The organism is Amycolatopsis rubida (assembly GCF_900115345.1).
GTDB lineage: Bacteria > Actinomycetota > Actinomycetes > Mycobacteriales > Pseudonocardiaceae > Amycolatopsis > Amycolatopsis rubida.
Genome location: NZ_FOWC01000001.1, coordinates 1,694,048 through 1,718,879 on the forward strand (window position 1 = coordinate 1,694,048; position 24,832 = coordinate 1,718,879).

The following is a 24,832-nucleotide window of genomic DNA, read 5'->3' on the forward strand; positions in this document are numbered from 1 at the left end:
TGGACCGCGCCCCCTGGCGGCCCGGCCGACGATCATTGAGTCCGGCCCCGCACCATCAGATCGGGACTGATGGTGCGGGGCCGGACTCGTCTGTTCAGGGGAGAAATTCACGAAAGAGCGGTTTCTGCGGGCTGCCGCTGACGGTAAGTTGACCTGTCTGGCTGGGGGTGAGCCTGGGAGGTGCGCGCGAGCATGGCCGATGGCGGCGCGCGGGTCGAACTGCTCGGCCCGGTGCGGCTGCTCGACGGCAGCCGCGCGGTTCCCGTCGGCGGTCCCGGGGTGCGGGGACTGCTGGCGCTGCTCGCGCTGCGCGTGGGCAAGGTGGTGCCGCTCGAAGAGATCATCGACGCGCTGTGGGGCCACGATCCGCCCGCCACCGCCCGCACCATCGTGCAAGGCAACGTGTCGCAGCTGCGCAGGCTGCTGCGGGAGATGGCCGATCCGGTCGCCGAGATCAGCACCCGTCCGCCGGGTTACCAGCTTTCCCTCGCGCCGGACCGGATCGACGCGCATCGGGCACGGGCGTTGCTGGACCAGGCCGCGCTGGAATCGCCGGAGAGCGCCTCGAAGCTGCTCGCCGAAGCTCTCGCGCTGTGGCAGGGACCGACCCTGTCCGGTGTGCCCGATTCGGTACGGGCGCCCGAATTGGACGAGTTGCGGCGCGCGATCCGCTACGCCCGGGTCAACGCGGATCTCGACCTCGGCCGGTACGACGAGCTGATCGTGGAACTGAGCCCGATCGTCCGCGCCGACCCGCTCGCCGAACGCATCGCCGGACAGCTGATGCGCGCGCTCTACCACGCCGGGCGGCGCGGGGAAGCGCTCAAGCTGTATCGCACCATCTCGCGGGCCACGCTCGGCTCGCTCGGCGTCGAACCCGGCGCGGATCTGCGCTCGCTGCACGAGCGGGTGCTCAACGACGACCTCGCCGCGCACGAGAGCGCGGTTCCGGAGCAGGCCGTCGCGCCGTCTCAGCTGCCGCCTGCGCTGCCGACGCTGGCCGGGCGCGAGGCGGAGGTGGAATGGCTCGACGGGCTCGCGGAACGCGGCGACAGCACGGTGATCGTGTCGGGCACCGCCGGGGTCGGCAAGAGCGCGCTGGTCATCTGGTGGGCGCACCGCGCGGCCCGGCTGTTCCCGGACGGGGTGCTGTACGCGGCGCTGCAAGGGTTCGATCCGCATCAGCCGCCGCTGGAGCCGGGCGATCTGCTGTCGCAGTTCCTGCTCGGGCTGGGCGTGCCCGCGGACGAGGTGCCGGAGCAGGTGCACGAACGCGTCGCGCTGTACCGCTCGCTGATCGCCGGGCGGCGGATGCTAGTGCTGCTCGACGACGCGCGTTCGGCCGAACAGGTGCGTCCGCTGCTGCCTCCGGGCGCACGGTCGATGACGGTGGTGACCAGCCGGTCGCGGCTGGAGGCGCTGGCGGTGTCGCACGCGGCGAAGCTGCGCGTGCTCGGCACGCTCGCGCCGGCAGCCGCGGTGAGCGTGATCGAGGAACTGGCCGGGCCCGCGGACTTCGACCTCAACCACGCGCTGGCCCGGCTGTGCGGCTACCTGCCGCTCGCACTGCGGATCGCCGGGGCCCGGCTCGCCGCGAGTCCACAATGGACACTCATGGATCTCGTCGGGGAGCTGGGAAACGAACGTACCCGCCTGGCCGGACTGGACGTCACCGGAGCCGACGACGGCGTCCGGGCCGCATTCGACGTCTCGTTCCGCGGCCTGCCGGACGGACTGGCCCGGACGCTGCTGCGGCTGGGCGCGGTGCCCGCCCGGCACACCGGTCCGCACCTGACGGCGGCCATCGCGGAGATCCCGGTGGAGCAGGCCCGCCGCGAACTCCGCACGCTGGCCGCGCACAACCTGATCGCCGAGACTTCGCGCGACGCTTTCGCCCCGCACGACCTGGTCCGGCTGTACCTGCGGGAGCTGGCGGAAACCGAACTGGACCCAGCCGAACGCGCGGCGGTGCTCGACCGGGCGGTCCGCTACCACCAAGCCGCCTCGGACACCGCGCGGCGGAAGATGCTGCGCATCGTCGACCCGCTCGACCTCGCCGGCCTCGTGCCGCCGGACGCGCTGCCGCCGCTGGAAACCTTCGCCCAAGCCCAGGACTGGTTCGCCGCCGAATGGCCGAACCTGCTGGCCGTACTCGACGCCGCCCACGCCGACGGCCGCTACGCCGATGTCTGGCGGCTCGCCCGCGTCGCGCACACCTACCGGGTCGTCTGCCCGCTGTACGAGGAATGGATCCGGCTGGTCGAGCTGGGCCTCGCCGCCGCCGAAGCCGCGGACGAACCGCTTGGGCAGTGCTGGATGCTGATCTCCCGCTGCGCCATCGCGCTCACCTTCGAGCTTTCCCAGGCCAGCATCGCCGACGCCGAACGCGCGCTCGGACTGGCCGCCCAGCTCGACGGTCGCTCGCTCATCGTCGCGAAAATCCACCTCGGAAGCGTGCTGACCCTGCTCGGCCGCTATTCGGAGGCGATCGAACGGCTGCTGGAAGCGGTCGCGGAGACCGAACGCACCGGTGATCTCGAACTGCGCGGCCAAGCGCTCAACAACTGCGCGGAGACGGAGAAGCGCGCGGGTCGTCCGGCCGAGGCGATCACACATCAGCTGGCGTCGCTGGAGATAGACCGCGAACTCGGCGATGACAGCTACGCCGTGGTTTCGCTGAACAACCTCGCGGAACTGCATTTGGGTATCGGCGACCTGGAAGCCGCCGAACGGTACGCGAGGGAGGCCGTGACGCTGGCTGTTGCGCGGCAGTTCGACCTGCAGGAGGGCATCTTGCGGGTGACCTTGGCGCGGATCCTGCGCGGCCAGGAACGGATGGAGCCAGCGCGGGAGCAGTACCGGTGGGCGGTGGCGCTGTATGAGCGGATGAACCCTCGGCAGGTCGAGGACTTGCGGAAGGAAGCGGCCGAGGTGGGGGATCGGTAGCGGTCGGCGGCCCGTTCTCGCCTCCGGACCTGAAGACAAGCTCACCCGAGCATCAATCGGATATTTCGCCCTGCGTTGGCGTGGCGGCGGCAACCCCCGGAACGGACGCCGAGCGGGCAAGAACCCGTCGGCCCGGAGTGAGCGGACAGTCGCCCGGCCCGGCTCTTGTACAACGTTCAGCTGTGTTTTCGCAGGTCGACGTGGTAATAATCGCGTCCGCTTAGCGGATTCTTAGCCATCGGGCGGTCAGCGCGCGTAGGGTCGGCCGCGACGCTGGCGGAGCCCTAGGGGAGGGGCAGGCTGTGAAGCCGGCGACGGGACCGCGGCAAGTACCGCGCGGACCTGGAAGAGCCGCCTGGAGCGGTTCGGTGGCGGTTGGCCGGCCGAGATGGGGGTAGGCCGGCCGGCCGCCAGGCTCTATTCGACATTCGAAGTGCAGAGCGCGATCGAACTGCCGCTGCTTTCGGCGACCTTCTTGCCGTCGACGAGGATCTGGCAGCTGATCTGGTTGGTCACGCCCGCGTTGGCGGTGTCCGCGGTGAGCGAAAGGACCGGCCTGCCGCCGTCGTAGGAGGCGTGTCCGTGCCAGTCGTCGGTGCTCGGCGGGGTGGTCGCGGTGCGCTGGTCGTTCAGCGTGCCGAAGCGGACCGTCGCGCCGTTCGCCGAGGTCACCACGAAGTCGACCGAATGCTTCTCGCCCGGCTGCGGCGGGATGTGCAGTTCGCCCGCCCGTGCGGTGCCGAACATCGACGGGTACAGCAGCATCGCGCCGCAGAGCACGGCGGCCAGTGCGGAAAGCGTGGTTCCGGTGAGTGCGACGCCCAGTCCGCGCATTGTTCCCCGGGAGGAAAGTACGATTCCCGCAATTCCCCCGGCGAGGCCGATGCCGGCGAGCGGCCAGGCGAGGAAGCCCCAATCCGGGAGGAAGGCGACGCCGGCTGCGGCCAGTCCGAGCGTGACCGCGAGCCCGCCGGGCCAGTTGGCCTGTCTCCGGGGCGGCTCCTGCCGGGGCGGACGGTGCGGACCAGGACGAGTAGCGGTCCTGCTGTGTCGTGCGGGTGCGGCCGGATACGGCTGCTCGGTCGTCATGCGTGCCTCTTCCGCCTGTGTTGGCGAAGACGCTAACGCAGATGCCCGCGAAGTTGGAATAATCGTTATCTACTGACAATGTCATCCATTTACCGCGTCCAGGCGGTCGGGGTCATTTCCCGCCGGATTGCGCGAAGCGGCACCGTTTACTGCCCGAAAAAGGCAGAATGATTCCGAAGAGCGACCGCGCGCTTACCCGGCGGTCGGGTCTGGCGACGTGGCACTCCGCGCGCCATTCACTGATCGAAAAGACTGACTTCCGGAGTGATTTCGAGAAGTTCGTGCACCGGCCTGCCGCGCCGTCCGTCGATGGTCGTCGTGCGCACCACGCGCAACCGCGCGGTCACCGGGCGATCGAGGTTTTCCTTGATCTGGTCGAGCAGATCCGGGGCGACCGCACCCTGAATGGTTCCACCCGATTCCCGCTCCAGGTAGAAAATCCGCCGCCGGGTGCGCACGCCGTCGAGGCGCCCGGTCACCGTCTCGTAGCCGACCGCTTCGCGGGACTCGCGCAGGCTGCCCTGCAGCACCCGCGCCTGTTCGGTGGTCATGCTCCGGGTCACCTGCTCGCCCGCGGTGGGCGTGAGCGCCATCCCGATGCCAGCGTGCTTGCTGACCGCGTTGACGACGTCGCTGACCGCGTTGCGCACCGTGTCGCGCTGCAGCAGCACCGCGTCGAGGGCACCGTCGTCGGAACCGTTGGCGGGCAGGAAATCGCAGAGTTCCTTCACCGCTCGCTCGGACAGCGTTTCGATGCCGTCGTGGATCAGCGCGTCGTCGACCGCCGGTTCCGGGAAACCGAAGAAGATCGCGTTGCCCGCCTGTCCCTTTTGGATCAGCGGGGCCTTGTCCCGGTCCGCCTGCTGGACGAAGGTGACCTCGTTCGACGGATTGCGGATGATGTGCCCGATTTTCGCCGTCGCGTCCTGCAGCGCGCGGCTGATGTCGGAAAAGGTGTACGCGTCGATGTGCGTTTCGCCGATCACCGACACGTGCAGCAGGGGCGCGCGGCAGGTGCGCTCGAACTTCGCGTTCGCCGCCATCGCCGAGGCACGCGCGAGGTCGTCCAGCCACGTGCCGCCGGGGATCTCGTCGGCGATCCGCCGGAACTCGTTCCTCACCACACCATCTCCGGAATGCCTCTGCCGCCGTCGGCCCACACCGCTTCCCACACGTCCTCGTCGCCGGGACGGCACAGGAAGCCGTCGAGCATGCCGCCGACCGGCTGGATCTGGTCGAGGTACATCGCGGGCTGGCCGACGATGATGCCGCGCAGGGTCAGCAGGCCGTACAGCGCGGTGCGGCCGCTGTCGTCAAGCCGCTTCAGCGCGCCCCATTCGTCCGGCAGCAGCACCACGTCGAGCCCGCGCGGAGGATGCGCCGTGCGGGTGACGAACGCGCCGCCGAGCCAGGCCCGCCCGGACGTGATCACCCGCTGGGCGACCCCGAGGTAGCTGTTGAGCGCGCTGAAGAGGATCTCGCGCTCGTTCTGGTGCGGCGCGTCGTAGACCAGCCGCTCGTAGACGTCGGCGAGGTCGGCGTGGTGGCGGCCCGGCGGCAGCAGGTTCTGTGGCGTCCAGTGCGGAAGCGCCATCGGACCTCCTGACGTCGTCCGGGGCCCTCGGCGCCCGCTTACCGTGCGTAGCCGAATCTACCAGGTGGGTGTCAGCCACTGCGTCCAGGTCGCCGGGGCGCGGGTTCGTCGCCGTGCGGCCAGTGCGGACTCCGCTGGTCGTCCTCGGGCCAGCTCAGTTCGCCCGACAGCCGCGGCTCGGGATCGGGCAGCGGATGCCCGGCGGAATCGTGCGTCGCGTGCTGCCCGTGGTACGGCTCGTCCGGGTCGACGTCCGGGTAGTCGTTGTAGACGCGCTCCGGCTGGTCCTCGTAGTGCGGGTACGCCGGTTCCTCGTAGTCCTCGTAGTCCTCGTACGGGTTCGCCTGCGGGATGTGCCGGGTCTCCTCGGCCGGTTCCTCCGCCGGCGCCGCCGCGGGCCGGTACGGCTCGGCCTCGGCTTCGGCCTTCGGCCGGGCGGCCCGTGTGAACAGCCACATGACTGCCGCCCCGAGCAGGAACGAGACGAGCAGCCACAGCCAGATCTGCCCGAAGAGCCAGAGCATCCGCCATCACCTCTGTTCCACTGTGATCTCGACCCGCCGGTCGCTGTCGCCCCCGTTGCCCGCGCCGCTCGCGCTGGCCACCGCGAGCAAGCGGTCGGGCGGCACGTCCTCGCGGATCAGCAACCGGATCACAGTCAGCGCCCGGTTGCGGGAAAGCTTCAGCGCCGCGCTGCGCCCGCCCGGACCGTCGGCGACCCGGCCGACAAGGCGGTAGCGGAAGTTGTCCGGGGCGTCGCGCAGCAGCGGTGCGAGATCGCGCGCGGCCTGCTCGCCCTGGTCGGTGAGCTTCGCGGTGTCCGGCTCGAAGGTGATCGGCGCGGCCGCGAGCTTGCGGTCCAGCTCGGCCTGGATTCCGTCGCGGTCGGTCGGCGGCGCGGACGAACTCGGCGGCGGGCTCGAAGGCGGCGGATTGGACGGCGGAGTCGTCGACGGTTCGGGCGACGGCGCGGACGGCGCCGGCCCGGCGCCGCCGGAGGCTTGTGCGGACTCGACCCCGTCGACCCCCTGCACGATGCCCAGCGCGCGGCCGGCTTCCTCGGCCGGGAACCCTTCGAGGGTCGCCTGCCGTCCGGAGAACTTCACCTCGCCGCCGGACAGGCCCGCCGCGTCGAGCGCGGAGCGTGATCGCGCGGCGAGGTCGTCCTGGATTCCGCTGCCCTGCAGCCAAGTCACGAGGCCCGCGAGCAGGGCCGTGACCACCACTGCCACGGGGATCAAGCGAAGCCACCCTCGTGCACCGGACATAACAGGACCCTATGCCGGGGCCGTCCGGATGGCGACCTGGTGTCGGCCGCCGTTCGGGTGGACCCTCGTGCGTGCCGATCCCGGTTCTCACCGGGATCGCCGCTCACCAGCGTTCAGGCGGTCGCGTTGCCCCGCACGTCGATGCTGATGCTCGCCGGGTCGTCCGGCACGAGCGGAACGAGCGGAGCCAGTTCGGGGCGCTTCGGCGACAGCCCGTCGCCCATGGACTCGCCGCGCAGCTGACGGCGGATCCACGGCAGCAGGTGCACCTTGGTCCACGCGAGGTCCGACCGCCGCGACGTGATCCAGGTGGCGGGCTCGGTGCTCGCCGGGTACGGCTCGCGCCAGTCCTCGGTGACCGGGACGCCGAGCACCTCGGCGGTGAGCAGCGCGATCCGGCGGTGCGCGTCCGGCGTGAAGTGCAGCCGGTCGTCGCTCCAGGCGCGCCGGTCGTGCAGCGGCTCCATCGTCCACAGGTCGACCATCTTCGCGCCGTGCCGGGCCGCGATCGCCCACAGATGGGTGTTGTAGATCGCGACCTTGCCGCGCAACACGCTCATCACCGACAGCGTCTTGGTGTCCGGCCCGTTGAAGATCACCACCGGGATCCCGGCCGCGCGCAGCTTCGCCACCCCTGCCTCGAAGCGCTCCGCGATGGCGTCGACGTCCGCCCCCGGCACGATCACGTCGTTGCCGCCCGCGCACAGCGTGACCAGGTCGGGCTTCAGTTCCAGAGCGAGCGGGAGCTGCTCGTCCATGATCTCGTCGAGCATCTTGCCGCGCAGCGACAGGTTCGCGTACTGGAAGCCGGGCTCGTCGCCCGCCAGCATCTCGGCGAGCCGGTCGGCCCAGCCCCGGAACGTCCCGTCGCCCCGATGGTCGTTGAGGCCCTCGGTGAAGCTGTCCCCGATGGCTACGTAGCTGTTGATCCCGTACACGCTGGGTTCCCCTTTCCCGCTGGTGCGCGCCTGTTCCCCGTGAAGTCCCGGATCTAGTTGTACACCCCAACTAACATTCGGACGTCCCCATATCCTTCCCGCCGGACACGACGGGTTCAGCGGGATGTCACAGTCTCTTACTTTGTCGGGGGTTTCCGCCTCCCTATTACGGCAATTTCACCGGGACGAACCTCACGACGGCGCGCGTACCGGGCGCCATGTGGGGTAGGTCTCCCGACCTGGGGCTCCGCCGCGACTTGCGGCAGGCTGGAAGATGTGACAGACGAGACTGCGAAAGGGCCGGCACGGGAGTCGCTCACGCAGATCCTCGGCGGGCGGCGCGGCGCGATCGACGCCAGCATCCCGCCCGCCGCGTTCGTCGTCGGCTGGCTCGTTTCCGGCCAGTCGATCGCCTGGGGAGCGGGGGTCGCGATCGGCGTCGCCGTGCTGCTCGGCGCGTACCGGCTGGTTCGCGGCGACAAGGCGCGCGCGGTGGTGGTGAGCCTCGCCGCGGTGGTGATCGCCGCGCTGATCGCGATGCACACCGGCCGCGCCGAGGACTTCTTCCTGCTGCAGTTGTTCTCGAACGCGGCGAGCGCGCTGCTGTTCGCGGCGAGCATCGCGGTCCGCTGGCCGCTGCTCGGCGTGATCGTGGGACTGCTCCTGGGGCAGAAGACCCGTTGGCGGCGCGACCCGGCTCTGCTGCGCGCGTATTCGTGGGCGAGCGGCGTGTGGGTGCTGCAGTACTTGCTGCGAGTGGTCGTTTACGGCCTGTTGTGGTGGACCGGACAGGTAGTGGCACTCGGAGTGGCGCGCACGGTGCTCTCCTGGCCGCTGGTGGCCGCGACCGTGGCGGTGAGCGGCTGGGTCCTCTACCGGAGCCTTCCAGCAGAACACCCGGGCCTTCGCCTGGCGAAAGACCCGGGTGCGGGCGGGTCCGAAACCGGGCCCGGAAGTTAAGGCGGCCCCCGGCGAGGGGGGAGGGTCCGGGGGCCGGTTCCTACGGTACCCGGACCGGAGGGGTTGAGTCGACGGTTTCGACTCTTCCGCTCAAGTTTTGGTGGCATTCACCCGTCGGGATGGTCGCGGGGTGTCCTCGCCCCACGCTTCCACCGCCGCGAGCCATGCCGCGCCGAGCACCCCATCGGAGCTGGTCAGAACGTTAAGACCGGCGAATTCGGCGCGCACGCGAGCCCCGACCGGGCCGGTTTCGGCCAGTACGCTGCCCACGAGCACGATCGGAGTTTTTTCTCCCGGTTCGCGCGTGGCGTGAGCCACGCGCACGAGATGCCGGGCACCCCGCGCGACGATCTCCTCCGCGCCGGGCTCTCCGGCCGCAGCGGCGGCACTCACCAACGGCGCGTACCGGGCCAGCCGGACCGGGGGTTCCGCGTTGGCATGAGTCACCAGCGCCCACCTGACCTTGAAGCGATCGGACAGGTCCACTGCGGACGGTCCGAACGCTTCGCCGAGGACCGCCTCGGCCAGTCCGTCGAGCGGGCCGTCGCCTTCGAGCGCGGCGAGCGTGGCGCGCACGGCTTCGCGGCCGAGCCAGAAGCCCGAGCCCTCGTCGCCGAGCAGCCAGCCGTGCCCGCCCGCGGTCGCGACCATCCGGCGGCCGCGGATACGCCCGGCGATCGAGCCGGTGCCCGCGACGAGCACGGTGCCGTCCGGTTCGGCCGTCGCGGACGCGTAGGCCACTTCGGCGTCGCCGGTTACCCGGACCAGGCCACCGAGACCGATCCGCTCCCACGCCGCGGTGAACTCCGCGGCGACCGCCGGGTCGGACAGCTTGCTCTCGCCCGCCATGCCGACCACGACGCCGAGCACGTCGGTGTGTCCGTCCACTGCGGACTCGATGGCCCCGGCGATCCGGGCCGCCGCCAACGCGGGCGGATGCGAGTTCGGGTTCGCGCCTTCCGCGGCTCCGGTGCCGTGCACGACGCCGGCGGCGTCGACCGCGATCGCTCGCGTCGACGTGCCGCCGGCGTCCACGCCTACGACGAGGCTCACCGGGTCTTGGTCACCTTCAGCAGCCCGCGCGGGTTGTCCGGGTTGCCGCCGCGCGCGAGCGACAGCCCGAGCGCGATCCGCTGGATCGGCAGGATTTCCAGCACCGGAGCCAATTCCTCGACAGTCGGGGCGACCGGGATGCGCAGCGCGGCGGGCACGTCGTTCGCCGCCGAGCCGACCGCGAGCACGTCCGCGCCGCGCTCGCCGACCGCTTCGAGGACCTCGCGCATGGCTTCGCCGCCGCGGCCGAGGCTGGTGGCAGCGAGCACGGCGGTCTCGCCGTCGACCGCCGCGACCGGGCCGTGCAGCAGGTCCGCGCCGCTGTACGCGCGGGCCGCGAGGTAGCTCGTCTCGGCCAGCTTCAGCGACGCTTCGAGCGCGCTGGCGTAGGAGTAGCCGCGGCCGGTGGTGAGTACGCGGTCGACAAAGCGATAACGGTCAACCGCACGCCGCACGCCCTCGACGGAACCGTCGAGCGTCTGCTGGGCCAGTTCGCCGATCTTCGCGGCGTCCTCTCCCTTGCCGCCGCGGATCGCGTCGATGAAGAGGTACAGCGCCATCAGCGTGGCCGAGTACGTCTTGGTCGCCGCGACCGCCTTCTCGACCCCGGCGCCGATGTCCACGCCCAGCTCCGAAGCCGCGCGCAGCGGCGAGTCCGGGGTGTTGGTGACCGACACGGTCAGCGCGCCCTGACGGCGGGCGGCCTCGGTGGCCTCGATCAAGTCGGGCGATCCGCCGCTCTGGCTGACGGTGATGAAGAGCACGTCGCGCAGGTCCGGGCGGGCGCCGTAGAGCGTCGCGGTGGACGGCGACACGAGCCCGGCCGGCAGGCCGAGGAGTACCTCGATCAGGTATTTCGCGTACAGCGCGCCGTGGTCGCTCGAACCGCGAGCGGCGAGCAGGGCGAACCGCGGCGGGTTCTGTGAGATCTTTTCCGCGACTGCTGCGATGCCGGACCGCCGCTCGACCAGTCCGGCGAGAACGCTGGGCTGCGCCGAGATTTCCGCGGCCATGTGCTCGCCGGGACGTAGTTGGGTCATCACTTTCCTCTCCGCCGGGACGGGTGTCCCGGTGTGCTGAGCGGCGTCCGGTCAGGTCTAGACCAATGCTAGCCGGGCGGAGCGGGTCGGGAGAAGGGTACGTTTCCTCACGGGGCAGTGGCGCGTTTAATGTGGGAAGACTGAGGGAGCCGGGCATGCTGGAGACACCCCCCGCGAGCGAGGCGGGGACTGCTGCGCGAGGGCAGCGCGAACCCAAGTACTGGGCGCTGAAGCAGCATCTGCTGGACCTGCTTGACGCACTGCCGCCGGGATCGCCGATCCCGACCGAGCGGGCGCTGGCGGGAGAATTCACCGTTTCGCGCACCACCGTGCGCCAGGCGCTGGCGGATCTCACTGCCGAGGGCAGGCTGCACCGCGTCCAGGGCAAGGGCACCTTCGCCGCCGAGCCGAAGCTCGCACAGCGGTTGCAGCTGTCCTCCTATACCGAGGACATGCGCAAGCAGGGCCTGAAGCCGTCGTCCCAGTTGCTGGAACTCGAAGAGCTTCCGGTCGAGGGCGAGATGACCAAGCTGCTGCAGCTGCGCAACGGCGCGAAGATCCTCCGGCTGCGCCGGCTCCGGCTCGCCGACGGCCAGCCGATGGCGCTCGAGACCACGCACCTGCCGCTCGGCCGCTTCCGCGGGCTGCGCAAGCACATCACCGCGGGCGGTTCGCTGTACGCGGTGCTGCGCGAGCATTACGGCGTCGAGCTGGAGCGCGCGGAGGAGACGATCGAGACGTCGCTGGCCGGTCCGCAGGAAGCGGAGATCCTCGGCGCCGACGTCGGCATGCCGGTGATGATGCTGACCCGGCATTCGTTCGCCACCGACGGCAAGCCGGTCGAGTTCGCCCGCGCGGTCTACCGCGGCGACCGGTACAAGTTCGTCACCACGCTGCTGCCCTGACCGCGTGACCACCGCGGGGGACACCGGCATCCGCTGGGGCACGCCCGCTGCTCGCGGCGTGCTCTGGACGACCATCCTCGGTTCGGGGATGGCGATGCTCGACGGCACGATCGTGAACGTCGCGCTGCCCCGGATCGGCGAGGAGCTGGGCGCGTCGGTCGCCGGTCTGCAGTGGATTCTCGACGGCTACCTGCTGGCGCTGGCGGCGCTGATCCTGGTGGCCGGGTCGCTCGGCGACCGCTACGGCAGACGGCGGGTGTACCTGATCGGCGTCGTGTGGTTCGGGCTCGCGTCCGGGCTGTGCGCGGCGGCGACGTCGACCGAACTGCTCGTGCTGTTCCGCGTGCTGCAGGGAATCGGCGGGGCGTTGCTGACGCCGGGTTCGCTGGCGATCTTGCAGTCGTCGTTCTCGCACGAGGACCGGGCAAGGGCGATCGGCTCGTGGTCCGGGCTCGGCGGGATCGCCGCGGCGGTCGGGCCGCTGCTCGGCGGGCTGCTGGTGCAGGCGTGGTCGTGGCGGCTGGCGTTCCTGATCAATCTGCCGCTCGCGGTGATCGTCGTGCTGATGGCGCGGCGGTTCGTGCCCGAGTCGCGCGATACCGCGGCGACCGGGCATCCGGACTACGTCGCCGCCGCGGTCGGCGCGCTCGGCCTGGCCGGGGTGACCGGTGCGCTGGTCGAGGCTCCGGTGCGCGGGATCGGCGATCCGGTCGTGCTGGTCGCGTTGGCGGTCGGTGTCGCCGGGCTCGGCTTGTTTCTTTGGCTCCAGCACCGGGCTGCCGAACCGCTGGTGCCGCCTTCGCTGTTCCGCGACCGGACATTCACGCTCTCGAACGCGCTGACCTTCGTGGTGTACGCGGCGCTCGGCGGCGTGATGATGTTGCTGGTTCTGCAGCTTCAGGTGTCGCTGGGTTATTCGCCGACGCTGGCCGGGCTGGCCGGACTGCCGATCACGGTGCTCATGCTGTTGTTGTCCGGCCGGTCCGGGGCGCTCGCGCAGCGGATCGGGCCGCGGCCGCAGCTGGTGGTCGGACCGATCGTGGTCGGCGTCGGGATGCTGCTGCTGACGCGGGTCGGGCCGGGGTCGTCGTACCTCGGGTCGGTGCTGCCCGCGGTGGTGGTGTTCGGGCTGGGACTGGCCACTGTGGTCGCTCCGGTGACCGCGACGGTGCTGGCCGCCGCGCCGGACCGGTACGCCGGGGTCGCGTCCGGGGTCAACAACGCGATCGCCCGATCGGGTGGACTTCTGGCGGTGGCGGTGCTGCCCGCCGCGGCGGGTTTGACTGGTTCGGCTTATCGCGATCCGACCGCGCTGACGGCCGGGTGGCAGACGGCGTTGGTGATCTGCGCGGTGCTGGCGATTGTCGGCGGGCTGATCGCGTTGGGAATTCACAACGGGGTGCTCGGCGGCGGGGAAGCGGACGATTCGCCGCATCCCGGGGACTGTTTGCATTGCGGGGTGGAAGGGCCGCCCACGCACGTCCATCCGGGTGGGCATCGCTGATCTTTCGGTGGGGGAAGTGTGCTGGGGTTTGTCGGTGCCGGGGAGCTGACCGCTGCCATCGTGACCGGGCTCGACGGGAGTCTGCCGGTGGTGTTGTCGCCGCGCTCGCGGGAGATCAGCGCGGGACTGGCCGCGCGGTATCCGGACGTGCGGGTGTGTTCGAGCAACCAGGAAGTGCTGGATCAGGCGGGCACCGTGGTGCTGGCGGTGCGCCCGCCGGTGCTGCGCGAAGTGGTGGACGAGCTGACGTTCCGGCCGGAGCACGTGGTGCTCAGCGCGGTGGCCGGGGTGCGAGTGGACCAGCTGCGGGAGTGGGTCGCGCCGGCTTCGCGGGTGGTGCGGTCGATTCCGTTGCCGCAGGCGGCGCGGCGGCAGAGCCTGACCGCGATGTACCCGGAGGACTCCGTCGCGCGGGAGCTGTTCGAGCGCGTCGGCCGGGTGGTGGTCCCTCGCGACGAGCCGAGCTTGGAAGCGTTCAGCGCGGCCACGTCGACGTTCGCCGCGCACCTGGACTATCTGGCGACCATCGTCGGGTGGATGGTCGCGCAGGGGGTTGAGGCCGAGGTGGCTTCGGCGTACGTGACGCACGTGTTCGCGCAGGTCGGGAAGTCGCTGGCCGAGGGCGGGCCGCTGGCGGAGCTGACCTCCCGGCACCTGACTCCGGGCGGGATCAACGAGCAGTTGCTGACTCATCTGCGGGCTGAGGGGATGCCGGAGACGGTGCGGCAGGGGTTGGACGCGGTGCTGGCTCGCCTACGGGGTGCCGTCCCGGGATCGGGCGACTAGCCGGGTCTCGATGCTTCGCAGGGCGGCGATCAAGGCGCTGGTCTCTGCCGGTGAGGTTCCGTCGAGCAGGCTGGACCAGGTGGCGCGCAGCCGTTGCAGGTTTTCCGCCGCCTTTTCGGTGGGGTAGAGCCGCACTCGGCGGGCGTCGTCGGGATCGGCTTCGCGGCGCAGCAGGCCCTTGTGCTCCAGGCCCCGGACGGCTCGGCTGACGTTGCTGGAGATCATCTGGGTGGCCTCGGCCGCGGCGTTGACCGTCGTTCCGGGGTGCCGGTCGACGAACCGCATCACCGCGCCTTCCAGCGGCGTTCCCGACTCGGCGTTGGCTTCCTTGGCGGCATTGATGTGCCGGGCCACCGCGAGGATCAGGTCGGCCAGCTCGAAGAGCCGTTCGTCTTTCACCCGGCCAGCGTAGCCCAATGCCTATCGTTTGACAGGTATCTCCTCGGCGACGTAGCTTAGCTATCAATTGATAGCTAAGGGAGCAGTCATGACCGCAGGCAAGAGCGCGTTGATCATCGGGGCGTCGCGAGGGCTGGGCTACGCACTCGCCGCCGAGTTCCTCAGCCGGGGCTGGCAGGTCGCCGCGACCGAGCGCACGCCGTCGGCGCTGCACGAGCTGACCGGGCGCGACCTGGTGGTGGAGACCGTCGACATCGCGGTGCCCGAGCAGGTCGCGGCGCTGCGCGAGCGGCTGGCCGGGTCGGCGTTCGACCTGCTGTTCGTCAACGCCGGAACCAACTACACGACCGACCCCTCGGCGACCTTCGCCGACGTGTCCACCGAAGACTTCGCCCAGGTCATGGTGACTAACGCGCTGAGTCCGATGCGTGTCGTCGAAACCCTGCAAGACCTGGTCCCGGCGACGGGCACCATCGGTGTGATGTCGTCCGGCCAGGGCAGCGTCACCGACAACACGAACGGCGGCTTCGAGGTCTACCGGGCGAGCAAATCCGCGCTGAACCAGCTCATGCGCAGCTTTGCCGCACGGCACGCCGCCGACCCGCGCACCCTCCTGCTCATGGCGCCAGGCTGGGTGAAGACGGACCTGGGCGGGCCCGGTGCGCGGCTGACCATCGACGAGAGCATCCCCGGAGTCGCCGACACGATCGAGGCTTGGACGGGCAAGGGCGGGCTGCACTACCTGGACCGGCAGGGGCAGACTGTTAACTGGTGACCGGCCTCAAGCGCCCCAGCGTCGCTTTGGGTGCGTGGGATGCACCGAATGTCGCATTCGGGTTTTTCGGTAGCTGTGGCGATGCGCGGCGTCCGGCCGGGTCGCGTGGTCTCGCAGACGTTCGCGCCAGCTCGACCAGGGGCAGCGGCAGCTTCGCGCACGGCTCCGGGGACCTCAGCGGGAGAAAAGCCGCCCGGCGCGTCTCGTCGGCGGTACGCCGCAGCGGCCCCGACCAGCACTGCTGCCGCGAAACCGCCGCTCACCGCGCCACCGGGAAAACCTCATTGGGTGCGTGGGACGCACCGAACGCCGCATTGGGTGCTCCGCCTTGCCCGTCGCCGCCCTCCGCGGAGGCGTTCCGCGCGGCGGTGCTTGACCTGGGCATCGGGGCGCTCGGTCAGGCGAGCAGTTCGGCCAGCGTCGCCGGATCGATGTTGCCGCCGGAAACGACCGCGACGGTGCGTCCGCCGGGGAGTTCGTCGGCGTGGTGCAGGTAGGCGGCCGGTGCGGTGGCCCCGCTGGGTTCCGTCACCAGGCGGCCCTGCCGGGCGAGCGCGCGGACGGTGTCGCGGATTTCGTCCTCGGTCACGGTGATCACGCCGTCCAGGACCTGCCGCAGGTGTGCGAACGTGAGCTCGGACGGTTGCGCGCGCAGGCCGTCGGCGATGGTGCGGGCGCGGTCGGTGATGGGCCAGTCCACGATTTCGCCCGCGGCGAGGCTGGCGGCGGTGTCGGCGGCCAGTTCCGGTTCGACGCCGTATACCTTCGCGTTCGGGCACCTCGCCTTGATCGCGACGCCGACCCCGGAGGCGAACCCGCCGCCGCTGACCGGGACCAGCACGGTCTCGACGTCGGGGAGGTCCTGGGCGATCTCCAGTCCGACGGTGCCCTGCCCGGCGATGATGTCCGGGTGGTCGAACGGCGGGATCAGCGTGAGGCCGCGTTCCTCGGCGAGGGAGAGCGCCGCCGATTCCCGTTCCGCGATCGGCACTTCGCGGACTTCCGCGCCCCAGCGGAGGGTGGCTTCGACCTTCAGCCGCGGAGTGACGTCCGGCACCACGATCACCGCGGTGATCCCGAATTCGCGCGCGGCGTAAGCGACCGCTTGCGCGTGGTTGCCGCTCGAATACGCGACCACGCCGCGTTCCCGTTCGGCGTCGGTGAGTGCGGCGATCGCGTTGTACGCGCCGCGGATCTTGAACGCGCCGATCGGTTGCAGGCTCTCGGGTTTCACCCAGAATTCGCCGGGAACCCAGAGCTGGCGCAGCAACGGGGTGTGCACCGCGGTGCCCTTCAGCCGTCCGGCCGCGGTTTCGATGTCGGAGATCGTCACGAGGTGCATGGGATGAGTATGTCAGGAAAGTGTGAGCTTTAGTCTATCCATTGTGGACAGTCAACGTGGCGTCCCTCACGCCGGGGCAACGAAGGGAGCACCTCAGGCGACTTAACCGTTGAAGAAGCAGGGAAGACGGCTGGGAAACGATCAGATCGGAATCATGAGCGAGGAGCAGAAGGAAACCGCGGAGGACAAGAAGAGACTCCGCATGTCCTCGGTGCTCGCCGCGGCGCTCGCGGCGGTCACCGCCGCGTTGCTGGGTTCGACGCTGGGGGTCGCGGGAACAGTCATCGGCGCCGGGGTGGCCAGTGTGGTCAGCACTGTCGGCGGCGAGTTGTACCTGCGGTCCTTGCAGCGCACTCGCGACGCTGCGCGGAAGGCGATGGAGACGGCCGCTCGGCGCAGCCGGGGTGGAATGGTGCCGGTGGAGGCGGTGCGGGAGTCCGCTTCCGGGGATGCGGCGACGATGCAGGTGGCTGCTGCTGACTTGGCGAACATGCCTACGGTTCGGTTGCGTCCAACTGAGCCGGAGAAGGCCGAGGGGCTGGGCGAGAAGCTTCGGAAGATGCGGTGGCCGTTGATCATCGCGTCGAGTGCGGTCGCGTTTGTCGTGGCGCTGGTTGTTCTGCTGGGGCTTGACTGGACGACTAAGGGGAATGTCTCCACCGGGTTGATTCCCCGGCAGCCGGATACGAGCCAGCACCAGGACGATCATCCGGACAACACGCCGAGCAGCCAGCCGCAGGTGCCGCCGACTGGGGAGTCTCGATCGAACGATCCGACGTCTTCGCCGACTACGGAGCCTAGTGCTCCGCCGTCTTCGCAGGCGACTCAGCAGACTCAGCCGCCGTCTTCGTCGTCGAAGCCGTCGACTGGTTCGCGGGAGCCTAGTGCGAGTCAGACGCCTACTGCGCCCGCGGTTCCGTCCAACGCGAATGAGTAGTGAAGCCCGAGTGCGCTGACGGTTCGAGACAGGGGCCGGGCGCCCTCGATGGCTGGGTGGGCTGTTACCGGAGGTGGGCTCGCAGGGTCTGCGCGGCGGCTTTGGGGTCCTCGGCCTCGGTGATCGCTCGGACGACGACGATGCGGGTCGCGCCTGCGTCCAGTACCTCGGGCAGGCGGGTTTCGTCGATGCCGCCGATGGCGAACCAGGGGCGTTCGGTGCTGCTCGCCGCGGTCGAGCGGACCAGATCCAGGCCGGGCGCGAACCTGCCGGGCTTGGTGGGGGTGGGCCAGCAGGGGCCGGTGCAGAAGTAGTTCACGCCGTCCTCGGCGGCGGCTGCTGCGGCTTGCTCCTCCGAATGGGTGGATCGGCCGATCACTACGTCGTCGCCCAGAACTCGCCGCGCGAGCGAGACCGGGATGTCGTCCTGGCCCAGGTGCAGGACATCAGCGCCCACGGCCAACGCCACATCCGCCCGGTCGTTTACCGAGAGCAGCGCTCCGTGCCGGACGCAGGCCTCCGCCAGGACCTCCAGCGCCGCGATTTCCTGCTTGGCCTCCAGCGGCGCGCCGCCGGTCTTGTCCCGTAGTTGCACGATGTCCACGCCGCCGGCCAGCGCGGCGTCGGCGAACTCGGCGAGGTCGCCTCGCGCGGCGCGGGCGTCGGTGCACAGGTACAGCCGGGCGCGGGCTAGCCGGGTGCGAATTTGGTCTCCGGTCAAGGCAGGCATGGCGGTGACGTTACCCGCGCGCTACGGTGTGGGAGTCCGCACGGGAGCCCGAGGCAACGGGCTGAGAGGGAGCTGCCGCTCCGACCGTGGAACCTGATCCGGGTCATGCCGGCGCAGGGAGCGTGATTCCACTGTGAACACCACCACAACCGTCACTGTCGTCGGCGGCGGCGTCATCGGGCTGTCCGTTGCCTGGCGCGCGGCCGCTCGCGGATGGCGTGTCACCGTTGTCGACCCGGATCCCGTGCACGGCGGGGCGTCCTGGCTGGCCGGCGGGATGCTCGCGCCGGTCACCGAGGCGTGGCCGGGTGAGGAAGCCGTGCTCAGCCTGGGGGAAGAGTCGCTGCGACGCTGGCCTGGCTTCGCGCGCGACCTCGCCGGCGAAGGCACCGATCCCGGGCTGGCCGAGCACGGCACGATCGTCGTCGGGTTCGACAGCGCCGATGCCGGGCACCTCGACATTCTCGCCGGGTACCTGCGTTCGCTCGGTCGCGACGTCGAGACGCTCACCGGTCGCGAGGCGAAGCGGCTCGCGCCGGGCGTCGGTGCGGTGCGCAGCGGCCTGCACGTGCCGGGTGATTTAGCCGTGGACAACCGGAAACTGCTCATGGCGCTGAGCGACGCGGCTGCGAAGCGTGGGGTCGAGTTCCGGCGCGAGCGGCTCCAGAGTCTTTCCGAAGTGTCCGGTCCGGTGGTTCTCGCCGCGGGGGCGTGGACCGGTCAGCTGCATCCGTTGCTGGAGCATGCTGTACGCCCGCTGAAGGGCGAGATTCTGCGGCTGCGTCCGCGTCGTGGCTGTCTGCCGCCTCCGCCGTACACAGTGCGCGCGATGGTCGAGGGACGGCCGATCTATCTGGTACCGCGAGAAGACGGCGAACTGGTCCTTGGCGCGACGCAGTACGAAGCCGGTTTCGATCAGGCTGTCACCGCGCGCGGCGTACGTGAGCTGCTGGAAGGCGCGGAACGTATTCTGCCCGGCATCACGGAGTACGCGCTGGTGGAAGTCGCCGCCGGACTGCGTGCTGCGAGCCGCGACGCTCTGCCGTACATCGGCGAAGTGAGCGAAGGCGTGTACGCGGCGACAGGGCATCACCGCAACGGTTTGCTGATGGCACCCGCGACTGCGGACGCTGTGGTCGCGTGGCTGGCCGGCGAAGCCCCGCCGCCGGAGGTCGCCGCGGCAACGCCCTCCCGTCTGGTCGAGAAGGAGCGAGTCTGATGGAGATCAAGGTCAACGGCGAATGGCGGGAATTCCCCGACGACAGCACCGTTTCCGCGGTCCTCGACGCGCTGGGAGCGGAACGCCGGGGCGTGGCCGTCGCGGTCAACGGCGAGGTCGTGCGGCGTGGCGAATGGGAAGAAGCGGTCGTGCCCAAGGGCGCGCAGCTCGAAGTGCTGACCGCGGTTCAAGGAGGTTGAGCATGGACGACCTGATCATCGGCGAACACAAGCTGTCGTCGCGATTGATCATCGGCACCGGTGGCGCGGCGAATCTCGAAGTGCTGGAACGAGCGCTGGTGGCGGCGGGCACTCAGCTCACCACCGTGGCGATGCGCCGCGCTGACGCCGAGGGCGGCTCCGGGGTACTGGAGTTGTTGCGGCGTTTGGACATCGAGCTGCTGCCCAACACCGCGGGCTGCCGGACGGCGGCCGAGGCCGTGCTCACCGCTCAGCTGGCCCGCGAGGCGCTGGAAACGAACCTGGTCAAACTTGAGGTGCACGCCGACGACCGCACCCTGCTGCCCGATCCGCTGGAAACTCTCGAAGCAGCCGAACGCCTGGTGGCGGACGGCTTCACGGTATTCGCCTACACCAACGACGACCCGGTGCTCGCCCTCCGCCTTGAGGAAGCGGGCTGTGCGGCGGTGATGCCGCTCGGTGCCCCGATCGGTACCGGGCTGGGGATCCGGAACCCGCACAACATCGAGCTGATCGTCTCGCGCGCGTCGGTGCCGATCGTGCTGGACGCGGGGATCGGTACGGCGTCGGACGCCACGCTGGCGATGGAACTCGGCTGCTCGGCGGTGCTGCTGTCGACCGCGGTGACCCGGGCGGCGGATCCGGAACGGATGGCGCTGGCGATGCGGAGCGCGGTCGAGGCGGGGTACTTGGCACGGGGCGCGGGGAGGGTGCCGCAGCGGTTTTGGGCGCAGGCGTCCAGTCCGCCTCGCTAGCGGCCTCGTGAGTGTTCATCCTGGTTCTCACCGGGATGAACACTCACGACCACCTTGCCGCGCACCCCGCCTCCCTCAAGCGCCCGATGCGCCTCCGCGATCTCCGCGAACGGAAACACCCGGTCCACCAGCGGTCGCACCAGCCCGGCGGTGACCCACCGGCTCAGGTCGGCGAGCAGATCCGCCTTGGGGTTTCCGCTGAACCCGCGCACCCAGCGGGCGGGGCGCAGGGAGTTCGCCACGACATAGCCGAGTGCGCGGACGGGATGGTCGAGGTCGAACGCGATCGCGACCATTCGTCCGCGCGGGGTCAGCAGCCGCCGGAACGGGTCGAGGTCCCGGCCGACCGTGTCGAGGATGACGTCGAACTTCCCGAGGTCGCCCGGATCCCGGTAGTCAAGAGCGACCTCCGCGCCGAGTTCTCTTGCCAGTTCTAGGTTCTTGGCGCTGGTCAGGCCGGTCACGTGCGCGCCCATCGCCTTGCCGAGCTGGGTGGCCACAAAGCCGACCCCGCCGGTCGCGCCGCGGACCAGCAGGCGTTCGCCCGGCTTGAGATGGGCTTTGTCGCGCAGCGCGGTGATCGCGGTGATGCCCGCCAGCAGCGTCGCGGCCTGCGCGGGATCGAGCCCGGCGGGCACGTGGTCCAGCCGGTCGGCGGCCAGCGCGTAGTACTCGGCGGCGGTGCCCATCCGCCGCCCGCCGCCCCAGACGAGATCGCCTGCGGCGAACCGGCTTGTCCCGGGTTCGACGACCTCGCCGACCAGGTCGACGCCGATCCGCTTGGGAAAACGCTTGCCGCTGAATGGAAGCAGCTTCCCGGACCGCATGGCGAGTTCGCCGCCGTTGACTGTCAGCGCGCGCACCCGGACGAGGACTTCGCCGGGACCGGGCACTGGCGTCGGAACAGCGGTCTCGCGCAGGACTTCCGGTGGTCCGTAACGGTCGTAGACGATCGCTCGCATCGAAGTGGAAGGCATGTTCCACTTCTAGCACGGAAAGTGGAAAGGGTCTTCCGATTCACCTAAAGTGAGAGAGTGCCGGAAAGATCGACTCGGTTGCGCACCGACGCCGCCCACAATCGCGCGCACCTGCTGGAGGTCGCCGAGCGCACGTTCGAGGCCGAAGGCCTGGGCGTGTCGATGAGCGAGCTGGCGCGCCGCGCCGGCCTCGGCGTCGCCACCGTGTATCGCCATTTCCCGACCAAGGCCGACCTGGTCGCGGAAGCCTTCGCGGAGCCGATGGCCGAATGCGCGGGCATGCTCGACGAGGCGCTCGCCGATCCCGATCCGTGGCGCGGGTTCTGCCGGGTGATCGAGGAAATGTGCTCGATGCAGGCGCGCAACCACGGTTTCTCCGCCGCGATCGTGACCGCGCTGCCGGATCAAGCCGCCTTCGGACAGCTGCGGGACCAGGCGGTGCAGGCGTTCACCGAGTTGATCCGCCGGGCGCGGGAAGCGGGCGCGCTGCGGGCCGACTTCGCGGTTTCCGACCTGTCGTTGATCTTGCTGGCGAACGCCGGGCTGCGATCGGGCGCGGGAGCCGCGGCACCCGCGGCGTCGCGTCGGCTCGCCGGCTACCTGCTGCAGTCGTTCCGTACGGAGGCCGCCGCGCCGCTGCCGCCGCCCGCGGAGCTTCCGCTCGACGTGTCGGTGCTCTAATCGGGCGGCCAAGCTGCGCAAATAGACGGGTTGTGGTGATTTCGCCCGCGCTTGACACGGATTGAGCACGGGTACGCCGTATGGTTGACGGCACCCTTTCCGGCGCACCCAGCGGCGGGCACCAGCGTCAGAAGGAGCCGATCGTGACTCTTTCCTCGGTCCAGGACGTATCGGGCCGGTTGTACCTAGCGGTGGGGCGGCTTTCGCGGTCGCTTCGGCAGGCGGGCGTGCCCGGACCTGGGCACGGCTCGATCTCCGCGCTGGCCACGCTCGTCCACTTCGGCGAGATGCGCCTCGGCGACCTCGCGGCGAAGGAAGGCGTCGCGGCGGCCACGATGTCGCGGATCGTGGCCACCCTGGTGGAGGCCGGTTACGTCACGCGCGAATCCGACCCGGTCGACCGGCGCGCCTGGCTCGCCCGCGCCACCGAGGAAGGCGAACGCCTCGTCTCCGGCGTGCGGTCCACCCGCGTGCAGGAACTCAACCGCCGTCTCGACCGGCTCACGCCCGAGGCCCGCGAGTCGATCATCGCCGCGCTGCCGGCGCTGGAAGCCCTGATCTCCGACGAGGGCTAGCGCTCTTCCGGGGCGAGTCGCCAGAACGCCGATACGGGGCCGACTTTCGCGCCCATCGGGTAGGAGTGTTCGACGGCCTGGGAGACGAACCACTTGCCGTAGCGCGCCGCTTCGACCACTGGCATGCCTTTGGCCAGCCCGGCGGTGAGCGCGGATGCCATGGTGTCGCCAGCCCCGTGCGTGTGCGGCGTTCGCCAGCGCGGGCCGGGCAGCTCCACGAAGGTCGAACCGTCGAAGAGCAGGTCGACGCATTCCGGGTCGGACTGCAGGTGCCCGCTCTTCACGAGCACGTACTTCGGGCCGAGTTGGTGCAGTACGACGGCCGCGGCGTGCATGCCTTCGCGGTCGGTCACGGTCATGCCGGTGAGCAGCCGCACCTCGTCCAGGTTCGGCGTGAGCACGGTGGCGCGCGGCAGGAGATCGTCGCGCAGTGCGGCAAGGCCGTTGTCGTCGAACAGCGACTGGCCGGTCATCGCCGCGGCCACCGGGTCGACCACGAACGGGATCGCGCCGTCGCGTCCGATCCCGGCCTTGTCACAGGCCGCCGCGACCGCGTGGATGATCTCCGCGGACGCGAGCATGCCGGTTTTCGCCGCGCCGACACCCATGTCCGCCGCGACCGCCTCGATCTGCCCGGCGACGATGTGCGGCGGGAGGTCGGCGCGGTCGTGCACGCCGAGCGTGTTCTGGACGGTGACCGCGGTGACCGCGACCAGGCCGTGTACTCCGCAGGTGAGGAAGGTCCGCAGGTCCGCCTGCAGTCCGGCGGCTCCGCCGGAATCCGATCCGGCGATGGTGAGCGCGGAGGGCGGGCTCGGGTTCTCAGTCATGTGCGCGTTCCGACTTCTGGTCTGGTCCATTGAGGCAACTGTGCTTCATGCACAGTCCACCACGATGGCACAGTAAGCGTTCGTACTGGTCCCCGTGACGAAGGAGACATCAGTGAAGCTCGCCGCGGCCGGTCTCCTGCTCTTGTCCACGTTGGCGGTACCGGGGGTCGCCAGCGCGGACAGTCCCAAGCTCTCGCACGTGACCACGGTCGGCGTGCACAACACCTATGATCCGGCCGCGTACCCGTACCTGGCGCAGGCGCTGGACAACGGCTCGTCCTTGCTCGAACTCGACGTCTGGCCGGACTTGTTCACCCACGAGTGGAAGGTCAGCCACTCCAACCCGTTGGGCAACGGCAACAACTGCGTCGACGCGCACACGGGCGCCGACCTTTACTCCGGCGGGACCAACAAGGACCTCGAATCGTGCCTGGACGACGTCCGGATCTGGCTTGGCGCCCATCCTGGCCGCGGGCCGCTCACGCTGAAGATCGAAATGAAGACCGGCTTCTCGGCGAATACCGGCCTCGGCCCGGCCCAGCTGGACGCCGCGTTCCGCGATCACCTCGGCGATGCGGTGTTCACGCCCGCGGATCTTCTCGGCAGTCACGCCACGCTGGATGAAGCGTCCAAAGCGGACAATTGGCCGGCGCTGGACGCGTTGCGGGGCAAGGTGCTCACCGAGATCATCCCCGGCACCGTCGAAGAGGGAAACCCGACCGACACGCTGCACACGGATGTCGAGTACGCCCGTTATCTGCTGGACCAGAAGGCAGCCGGGAAGCTGAACTCGGTGCAGATCTTCCCGACTGTGCACGGTGCCGCGGGCGGCGATCCGCGCGACAAATACGCCGCGGAGCAGAAACCGTGGTTTGTCGTTTTCGACGGAGACGCGAGCGAATGGCTCGCGAAGGCCGGAATGTCCTGGTACGACGAAAACCACTACTACGTGGTGCTGACGGACGCCCAGAACGTCGCGCCGGCCATCGACGACCACAACCCGACCGTCGACCAGGCGACACAGCGCGTCGCCGAATTGGCCAAGCAGCACGCGTCCGTGGTGACGTCCGACTGGACCGGCCTCACGACCGTGTTGCCGACCGTGGACGCACGCGGCTAAAAGCGCGGCGGCGGTTTCAGCACCGACATCCGGTATTGGTACACCGCTTGCGCTTCGGCGATCCCCGGCCGGGGCGTGACGCCCGATTTGCGGATCGTTTTGACCGCCGAAGCGGTGCGGTGCTCGGTGACCAGGCCGTCGACCGCGTGCTGGACCTCAAGCGGCAGCCTCGCCCACAACGCTTCCGGTGTTTCGCTCATCCGGCCAGT

General features: G+C 70.1%; 27 protein-coding genes and 1 riboswitch. Of the genes, 13 read left to right on the plus strand and 14 right to left on the minus strand.

What is annotated here, in order from left to right:
* The first annotated feature begins 192 nt into the window (after nucleotides 1-192).
* The gene (locus BM362_RS08335; RefSeq protein WP_093572788.1) at nucleotides 193-2,946 is read left to right on the plus strand and encodes an AfsR/SARP family transcriptional regulator; all 2,754 of its coding nucleotides are present in this window, start codon (nucleotides 193-195) and stop codon (nucleotides 2,944-2,946) included.
* A gap of 417 nt (nucleotides 2,947-3,363) precedes the next feature.
* Here BM362_RS08335 and BM362_RS08340 read toward each other — a convergent pair whose 3' ends face one another.
* From BM362_RS08340 to BM362_RS08365, 6 genes are all read right to left on the minus strand, one after another.
* Nucleotides 3,364-4,035, minus strand: coding sequence for a hypothetical protein (locus BM362_RS08340; protein WP_093572619.1), 672 nt, complete (start codon nucleotides 4,033-4,035; stop codon nucleotides 3,364-3,366).
* A 236-nt stretch (nucleotides 4,036-4,271) separates the two neighbouring features.
* Nucleotides 4,272-5,156 carry a hypothetical protein gene (locus BM362_RS08345; protein WP_067580198.1) on the minus strand — a complete coding sequence of 295 codons (885 nt, stop codon included), beginning with the start codon at nucleotides 5,154-5,156 and terminating at the stop codon, nucleotides 4,272-4,274.
* Nucleotides 5,153-5,629 carry a DUF6932 family protein gene (locus tag BM362_RS08350; protein WP_037807980.1) on the minus strand — a complete coding sequence of 159 codons (477 nt, stop codon included), beginning with the start codon at nucleotides 5,627-5,629 and terminating at the stop codon, nucleotides 5,153-5,155. Before BM362_RS08350 ends, BM362_RS08345 begins: the two co-directional genes overlap by 4 nt.
* A 71-nt stretch (nucleotides 5,630-5,700) precedes the next feature.
* Nucleotides 5,701-6,153, minus strand: a complete 453-nt coding sequence (locus BM362_RS08355; protein WP_093572620.1) for a LapA family protein — start codon at nucleotides 6,151-6,153, stop codon at nucleotides 5,701-5,703.
* 6 nt (nucleotides 6,154-6,159) lie between these two features.
* Nucleotides 6,160-6,861, minus strand: a complete 702-nt coding sequence (locus tag BM362_RS08360) for an OmpA family protein (protein WP_244287082.1) — start codon at nucleotides 6,859-6,861, stop codon at nucleotides 6,160-6,162.
* A gap of 149 nt (nucleotides 6,862-7,010) precedes the next feature.
* Complete coding sequence (locus BM362_RS08365) at nucleotides 7,011-7,835, minus strand: SGNH/GDSL hydrolase family protein (protein ID WP_093572622.1); 825 nt, start codon at nucleotides 7,833-7,835, stop codon at nucleotides 7,011-7,013.
* A gap of 276 nt (nucleotides 7,836-8,111) precedes the next feature.
* Between BM362_RS08365 and BM362_RS08370 the strand changes: the two genes are divergently transcribed.
* Nucleotides 8,112-8,795: a DUF3159 domain-containing protein gene (locus BM362_RS08370; RefSeq protein ID WP_067579769.1), complete on the plus strand. Its 684-nt coding sequence runs from the start codon at nucleotides 8,112-8,114 to the stop codon at nucleotides 8,793-8,795.
* Nucleotides 8,796-8,885: 90 nt separating this feature from the next.
* Here BM362_RS08370 and BM362_RS08375 read toward each other — a convergent pair whose 3' ends face one another.
* Nucleotides 8,886-9,848 carry an N-acetylglucosamine kinase gene (locus tag BM362_RS08375; RefSeq protein WP_067579767.1) on the minus strand — a complete coding sequence of 321 codons (963 nt, stop codon included), beginning with the start codon at nucleotides 9,846-9,848 and terminating at the stop codon, nucleotides 8,886-8,888.
* Nucleotides 9,845-10,888 carry an SIS domain-containing protein gene (locus tag BM362_RS08380; protein ID WP_167545227.1) on the minus strand — a complete coding sequence of 348 codons (1,044 nt, stop codon included), beginning with the start codon at nucleotides 10,886-10,888 and terminating at the stop codon, nucleotides 9,845-9,847. Before BM362_RS08380 ends, BM362_RS08375 begins: the two co-directional genes overlap by 4 nt.
* A gap of 155 nt (nucleotides 10,889-11,043) precedes the next feature.
* Between BM362_RS08380 and BM362_RS08385 the strand changes: the two genes are divergently transcribed.
* Genes BM362_RS08385 through BM362_RS08395 form a run of 3 tightly spaced genes read left to right on the plus strand, consistent with a single transcriptional unit; the run spans nucleotide 11,044 to nucleotide 14,083 of the window.
* Entirely contained in the window at nucleotides 11,044-11,793 is a 750-nt protein-coding gene (locus BM362_RS08385) for a GntR family transcriptional regulator (protein WP_009084055.1), read from the plus strand.
* Between the two features lie 4 nt (nucleotides 11,794-11,797).
* On the plus strand, nucleotides 11,798-13,297 hold the full coding sequence (locus tag BM362_RS08390) for an MFS transporter (protein WP_093572624.1): 1,500 nt from the start codon (nucleotides 11,798-11,800) through the stop codon (nucleotides 13,295-13,297).
* Nucleotides 13,298-13,315: 18 nt separating this feature from the next.
* Nucleotides 13,316-14,083: an NAD(P)-binding domain-containing protein gene (locus tag BM362_RS08395; protein ID WP_093572625.1), complete on the plus strand. Its 768-nt coding sequence runs from the start codon at nucleotides 13,316-13,318 to the stop codon at nucleotides 14,081-14,083.
* On the opposite strand, the gene BM362_RS08400 is transcribed toward BM362_RS08395, so the two are convergent.
* Nucleotides 14,051-14,482, minus strand: coding sequence for a MarR family winged helix-turn-helix transcriptional regulator (locus BM362_RS08400; RefSeq protein ID WP_067580196.1), 432 nt, complete (start codon nucleotides 14,480-14,482; stop codon nucleotides 14,051-14,053). The genes BM362_RS08395 and BM362_RS08400 overlap by 33 nt on opposite strands.
* An 88-nt stretch (nucleotides 14,483-14,570) precedes the next feature.
* On the opposite strand from BM362_RS08400, the gene BM362_RS08405 reads away from it, so the two are divergent.
* A complete protein-coding gene (locus tag BM362_RS08405; protein ID WP_093572626.1) occupies nucleotides 14,571-15,257 on the plus strand; it encodes an SDR family NAD(P)-dependent oxidoreductase in 687 nt (228 codons plus the stop codon).
* 397 nt (nucleotides 15,258-15,654) lie between these two features.
* Here the strand turns inward: BM362_RS08405 and BM362_RS08410 are convergent, their stop codons facing one another.
* A complete protein-coding gene (locus BM362_RS08410) occupies nucleotides 15,655-16,599 on the minus strand; it encodes a threonine ammonia-lyase (RefSeq protein ID WP_093572627.1) in 945 nt (314 codons plus the stop codon).
* A gap of 154 nt (nucleotides 16,600-16,753) precedes the next feature.
* On the opposite strand from BM362_RS08410, the gene BM362_RS08415 reads away from it, so the two are divergent.
* Nucleotides 16,754-17,536 (plus strand): hypothetical protein, encoded by a 783-nt coding sequence (locus BM362_RS08415; RefSeq protein ID WP_093572628.1) that lies wholly within the window; start codon nucleotides 16,754-16,756, stop codon nucleotides 17,534-17,536.
* A gap of 64 nt (nucleotides 17,537-17,600) precedes the next feature.
* Here the strand turns inward: BM362_RS08415 and thiE are convergent, their stop codons facing one another.
* Nucleotides 17,601-18,266: a thiamine phosphate synthase gene (gene thiE, locus BM362_RS08420; protein ID WP_093572629.1), complete on the minus strand. Its 666-nt coding sequence runs from the start codon at nucleotides 18,264-18,266 to the stop codon at nucleotides 17,601-17,603.
* 30 nt (nucleotides 18,267-18,296) lie between these two features.
* A riboswitch (TPP riboswitch) is annotated at nucleotides 18,297-18,403 on the plus strand.
* Between thiE and thiO the strand changes: the two genes are divergently transcribed.
* The 3 genes from thiO to thiG all read left to right on the plus strand — a co-directional run bounded on the left by thiO (nucleotide 18,400) and on the right by thiG (nucleotide 20,440).
* Nucleotides 18,400-19,485 (plus strand): glycine oxidase ThiO, encoded by a 1,086-nt coding sequence (gene thiO / locus BM362_RS08425; RefSeq protein WP_093572630.1) that lies wholly within the window; start codon nucleotides 18,400-18,402, stop codon nucleotides 19,483-19,485. (Overlaps the previous riboswitch by 4 nt.)
* Nucleotides 19,485-19,685, plus strand: coding sequence for a sulfur carrier protein ThiS (thiS, locus tag BM362_RS08430; protein WP_037361904.1), 201 nt, complete (start codon nucleotides 19,485-19,487; stop codon nucleotides 19,683-19,685). The genes thiO and thiS overlap by 1 nt, the downstream gene beginning before the upstream one ends.
* 2 nt (nucleotides 19,686-19,687) lie before the next feature.
* Complete coding sequence (gene thiG, locus BM362_RS08435) at nucleotides 19,688-20,440, plus strand: thiazole synthase (RefSeq protein ID WP_067579749.1); 753 nt, start codon at nucleotides 19,688-19,690, stop codon at nucleotides 20,438-20,440.
* Here the strand turns inward: thiG and BM362_RS08440 are convergent.
* A complete protein-coding gene (locus BM362_RS08440; RefSeq protein ID WP_208865115.1) occupies nucleotides 20,437-21,417 on the minus strand; it encodes an NAD(P)-dependent alcohol dehydrogenase in 981 nt (326 codons plus the stop codon). The genes thiG and BM362_RS08440 overlap by 4 nt on opposite strands.
* 57 nt (nucleotides 21,418-21,474) lie before the next feature.
* On the opposite strand from BM362_RS08440, the gene BM362_RS08445 reads away from it, so the two are divergent.
* Entirely contained in the window at nucleotides 21,475-22,098 is a 624-nt protein-coding gene (locus tag BM362_RS08445) for a TetR/AcrR family transcriptional regulator (RefSeq protein ID WP_067579745.1), read from the plus strand.
* A 143-nt stretch (nucleotides 22,099-22,241) separates the two neighbouring features.
* A complete protein-coding gene (locus tag BM362_RS08450; RefSeq protein WP_093572789.1) occupies nucleotides 22,242-22,673 on the plus strand; it encodes a MarR family winged helix-turn-helix transcriptional regulator in 432 nt (143 codons plus the stop codon).
* Here BM362_RS08450 and thiD read toward each other — a convergent pair.
* Complete coding sequence (thiD, locus tag BM362_RS08455; RefSeq protein WP_067579742.1) at nucleotides 22,670-23,503, minus strand: bifunctional hydroxymethylpyrimidine kinase/phosphomethylpyrimidine kinase; 834 nt, start codon at nucleotides 23,501-23,503, stop codon at nucleotides 22,670-22,672. The genes BM362_RS08450 and thiD overlap by 4 nt on opposite strands.
* A gap of 112 nt (nucleotides 23,504-23,615) precedes the next feature.
* Here thiD and BM362_RS08460 point away from each other — a divergent pair, with 112 nt between their 5' ends.
* Entirely contained in the window at nucleotides 23,616-24,623 is a 1,008-nt protein-coding gene (locus BM362_RS08460; RefSeq protein WP_093572633.1) for a phosphatidylinositol-specific phospholipase C domain-containing protein, read from the plus strand.
* On the opposite strand, the gene BM362_RS08465 is transcribed toward BM362_RS08460, so the two are convergent.
* Nucleotides 24,620-24,823 carry a hypothetical protein gene (locus BM362_RS08465; RefSeq protein WP_067579737.1) on the minus strand — a complete coding sequence of 68 codons (204 nt, stop codon included), beginning with the start codon at nucleotides 24,821-24,823 and terminating at the stop codon, nucleotides 24,620-24,622. The two genes, BM362_RS08460 and BM362_RS08465, sit on opposite strands and share 4 nt — an antisense overlap.
* Nucleotides 24,824-24,832 lie beyond the last annotated feature (9 nt).

What these genes read in the sequence shown, in the direction of transcription:
- BM362_RS08335 (WP_093572788.1), top strand. Translation starts at nt 193, where the DNA reads ATGGCCGATGGCGGCGCGCGGGTCGAACTGCTCGGCCCGGTGCGGCTG.
- BM362_RS08340 (WP_093572619.1), bottom strand. Translation starts at nt 4,035, where the DNA reads ATGACGACCGAGCAGCCGTATCCGGCCGCACCCGCACGACACAGCAGG.
- BM362_RS08350 (WP_037807980.1), bottom strand. Translation starts at nt 5,629, where the DNA reads ATGGCGCTTCCGCACTGGACGCCACAGAACCTGCTGCCGCCGGGCCGC.
- BM362_RS08355 (WP_093572620.1), bottom strand. Translation starts at nt 6,153, where the DNA reads ATGCTCTGGCTCTTCGGGCAGATCTGGCTGTGGCTGCTCGTCTCGTTC.
- BM362_RS08380 (WP_167545227.1), bottom strand. Translation starts at nt 10,888, where the DNA reads ATGACCCAACTACGTCCCGGCGAGCACATGGCCGCGGAAATCTCGGCG.
- BM362_RS08385 (WP_009084055.1), top strand. Translation starts at nt 11,044, where the DNA reads ATGCTGGAGACACCCCCCGCGAGCGAGGCGGGGACTGCTGCGCGAGGG.
- BM362_RS08405 (WP_093572626.1), top strand. Translation starts at nt 14,571, where the DNA reads ATGACCGCAGGCAAGAGCGCGTTGATCATCGGGGCGTCGCGAGGGCTG.
- BM362_RS08410 (WP_093572627.1), bottom strand. Translation starts at nt 16,599, where the DNA reads ATGCACCTCGTGACGATCTCCGACATCGAAACCGCGGCCGGACGGCTG.
- BM362_RS08415 (WP_093572628.1), top strand. Translation starts at nt 16,754, where the DNA reads ATGAGCGAGGAGCAGAAGGAAACCGCGGAGGACAAGAAGAGACTCCGC.
- thiE (WP_093572629.1), bottom strand. Translation starts at nt 18,266, where the DNA reads ATGCCTGCCTTGACCGGAGACCAAATTCGCACCCGGCTAGCCCGCGCC.
- thiS (WP_037361904.1), top strand. Translation starts at nt 19,485, where the DNA reads ATGGAGATCAAGGTCAACGGCGAATGGCGGGAATTCCCCGACGACAGC.
- thiG (WP_067579749.1), top strand. Translation starts at nt 19,688, where the DNA reads ATGGACGACCTGATCATCGGCGAACACAAGCTGTCGTCGCGATTGATC.
- BM362_RS08440 (WP_208865115.1), bottom strand. Translation starts at nt 21,417, where the DNA reads ATGCCTTCCACTTCGATGCGAGCGATCGTCTACGACCGTTACGGACCA.
- thiD (WP_067579742.1), bottom strand. Translation starts at nt 23,503, where the DNA reads ATGACTGAGAACCCGAGCCCGCCCTCCGCGCTCACCATCGCCGGATCG.
- BM362_RS08465 (WP_067579737.1), bottom strand. Translation starts at nt 24,823, where the DNA reads ATGAGCGAAACACCGGAAGCGTTGTGGGCGAGGCTGCCGCTTGAGGTC.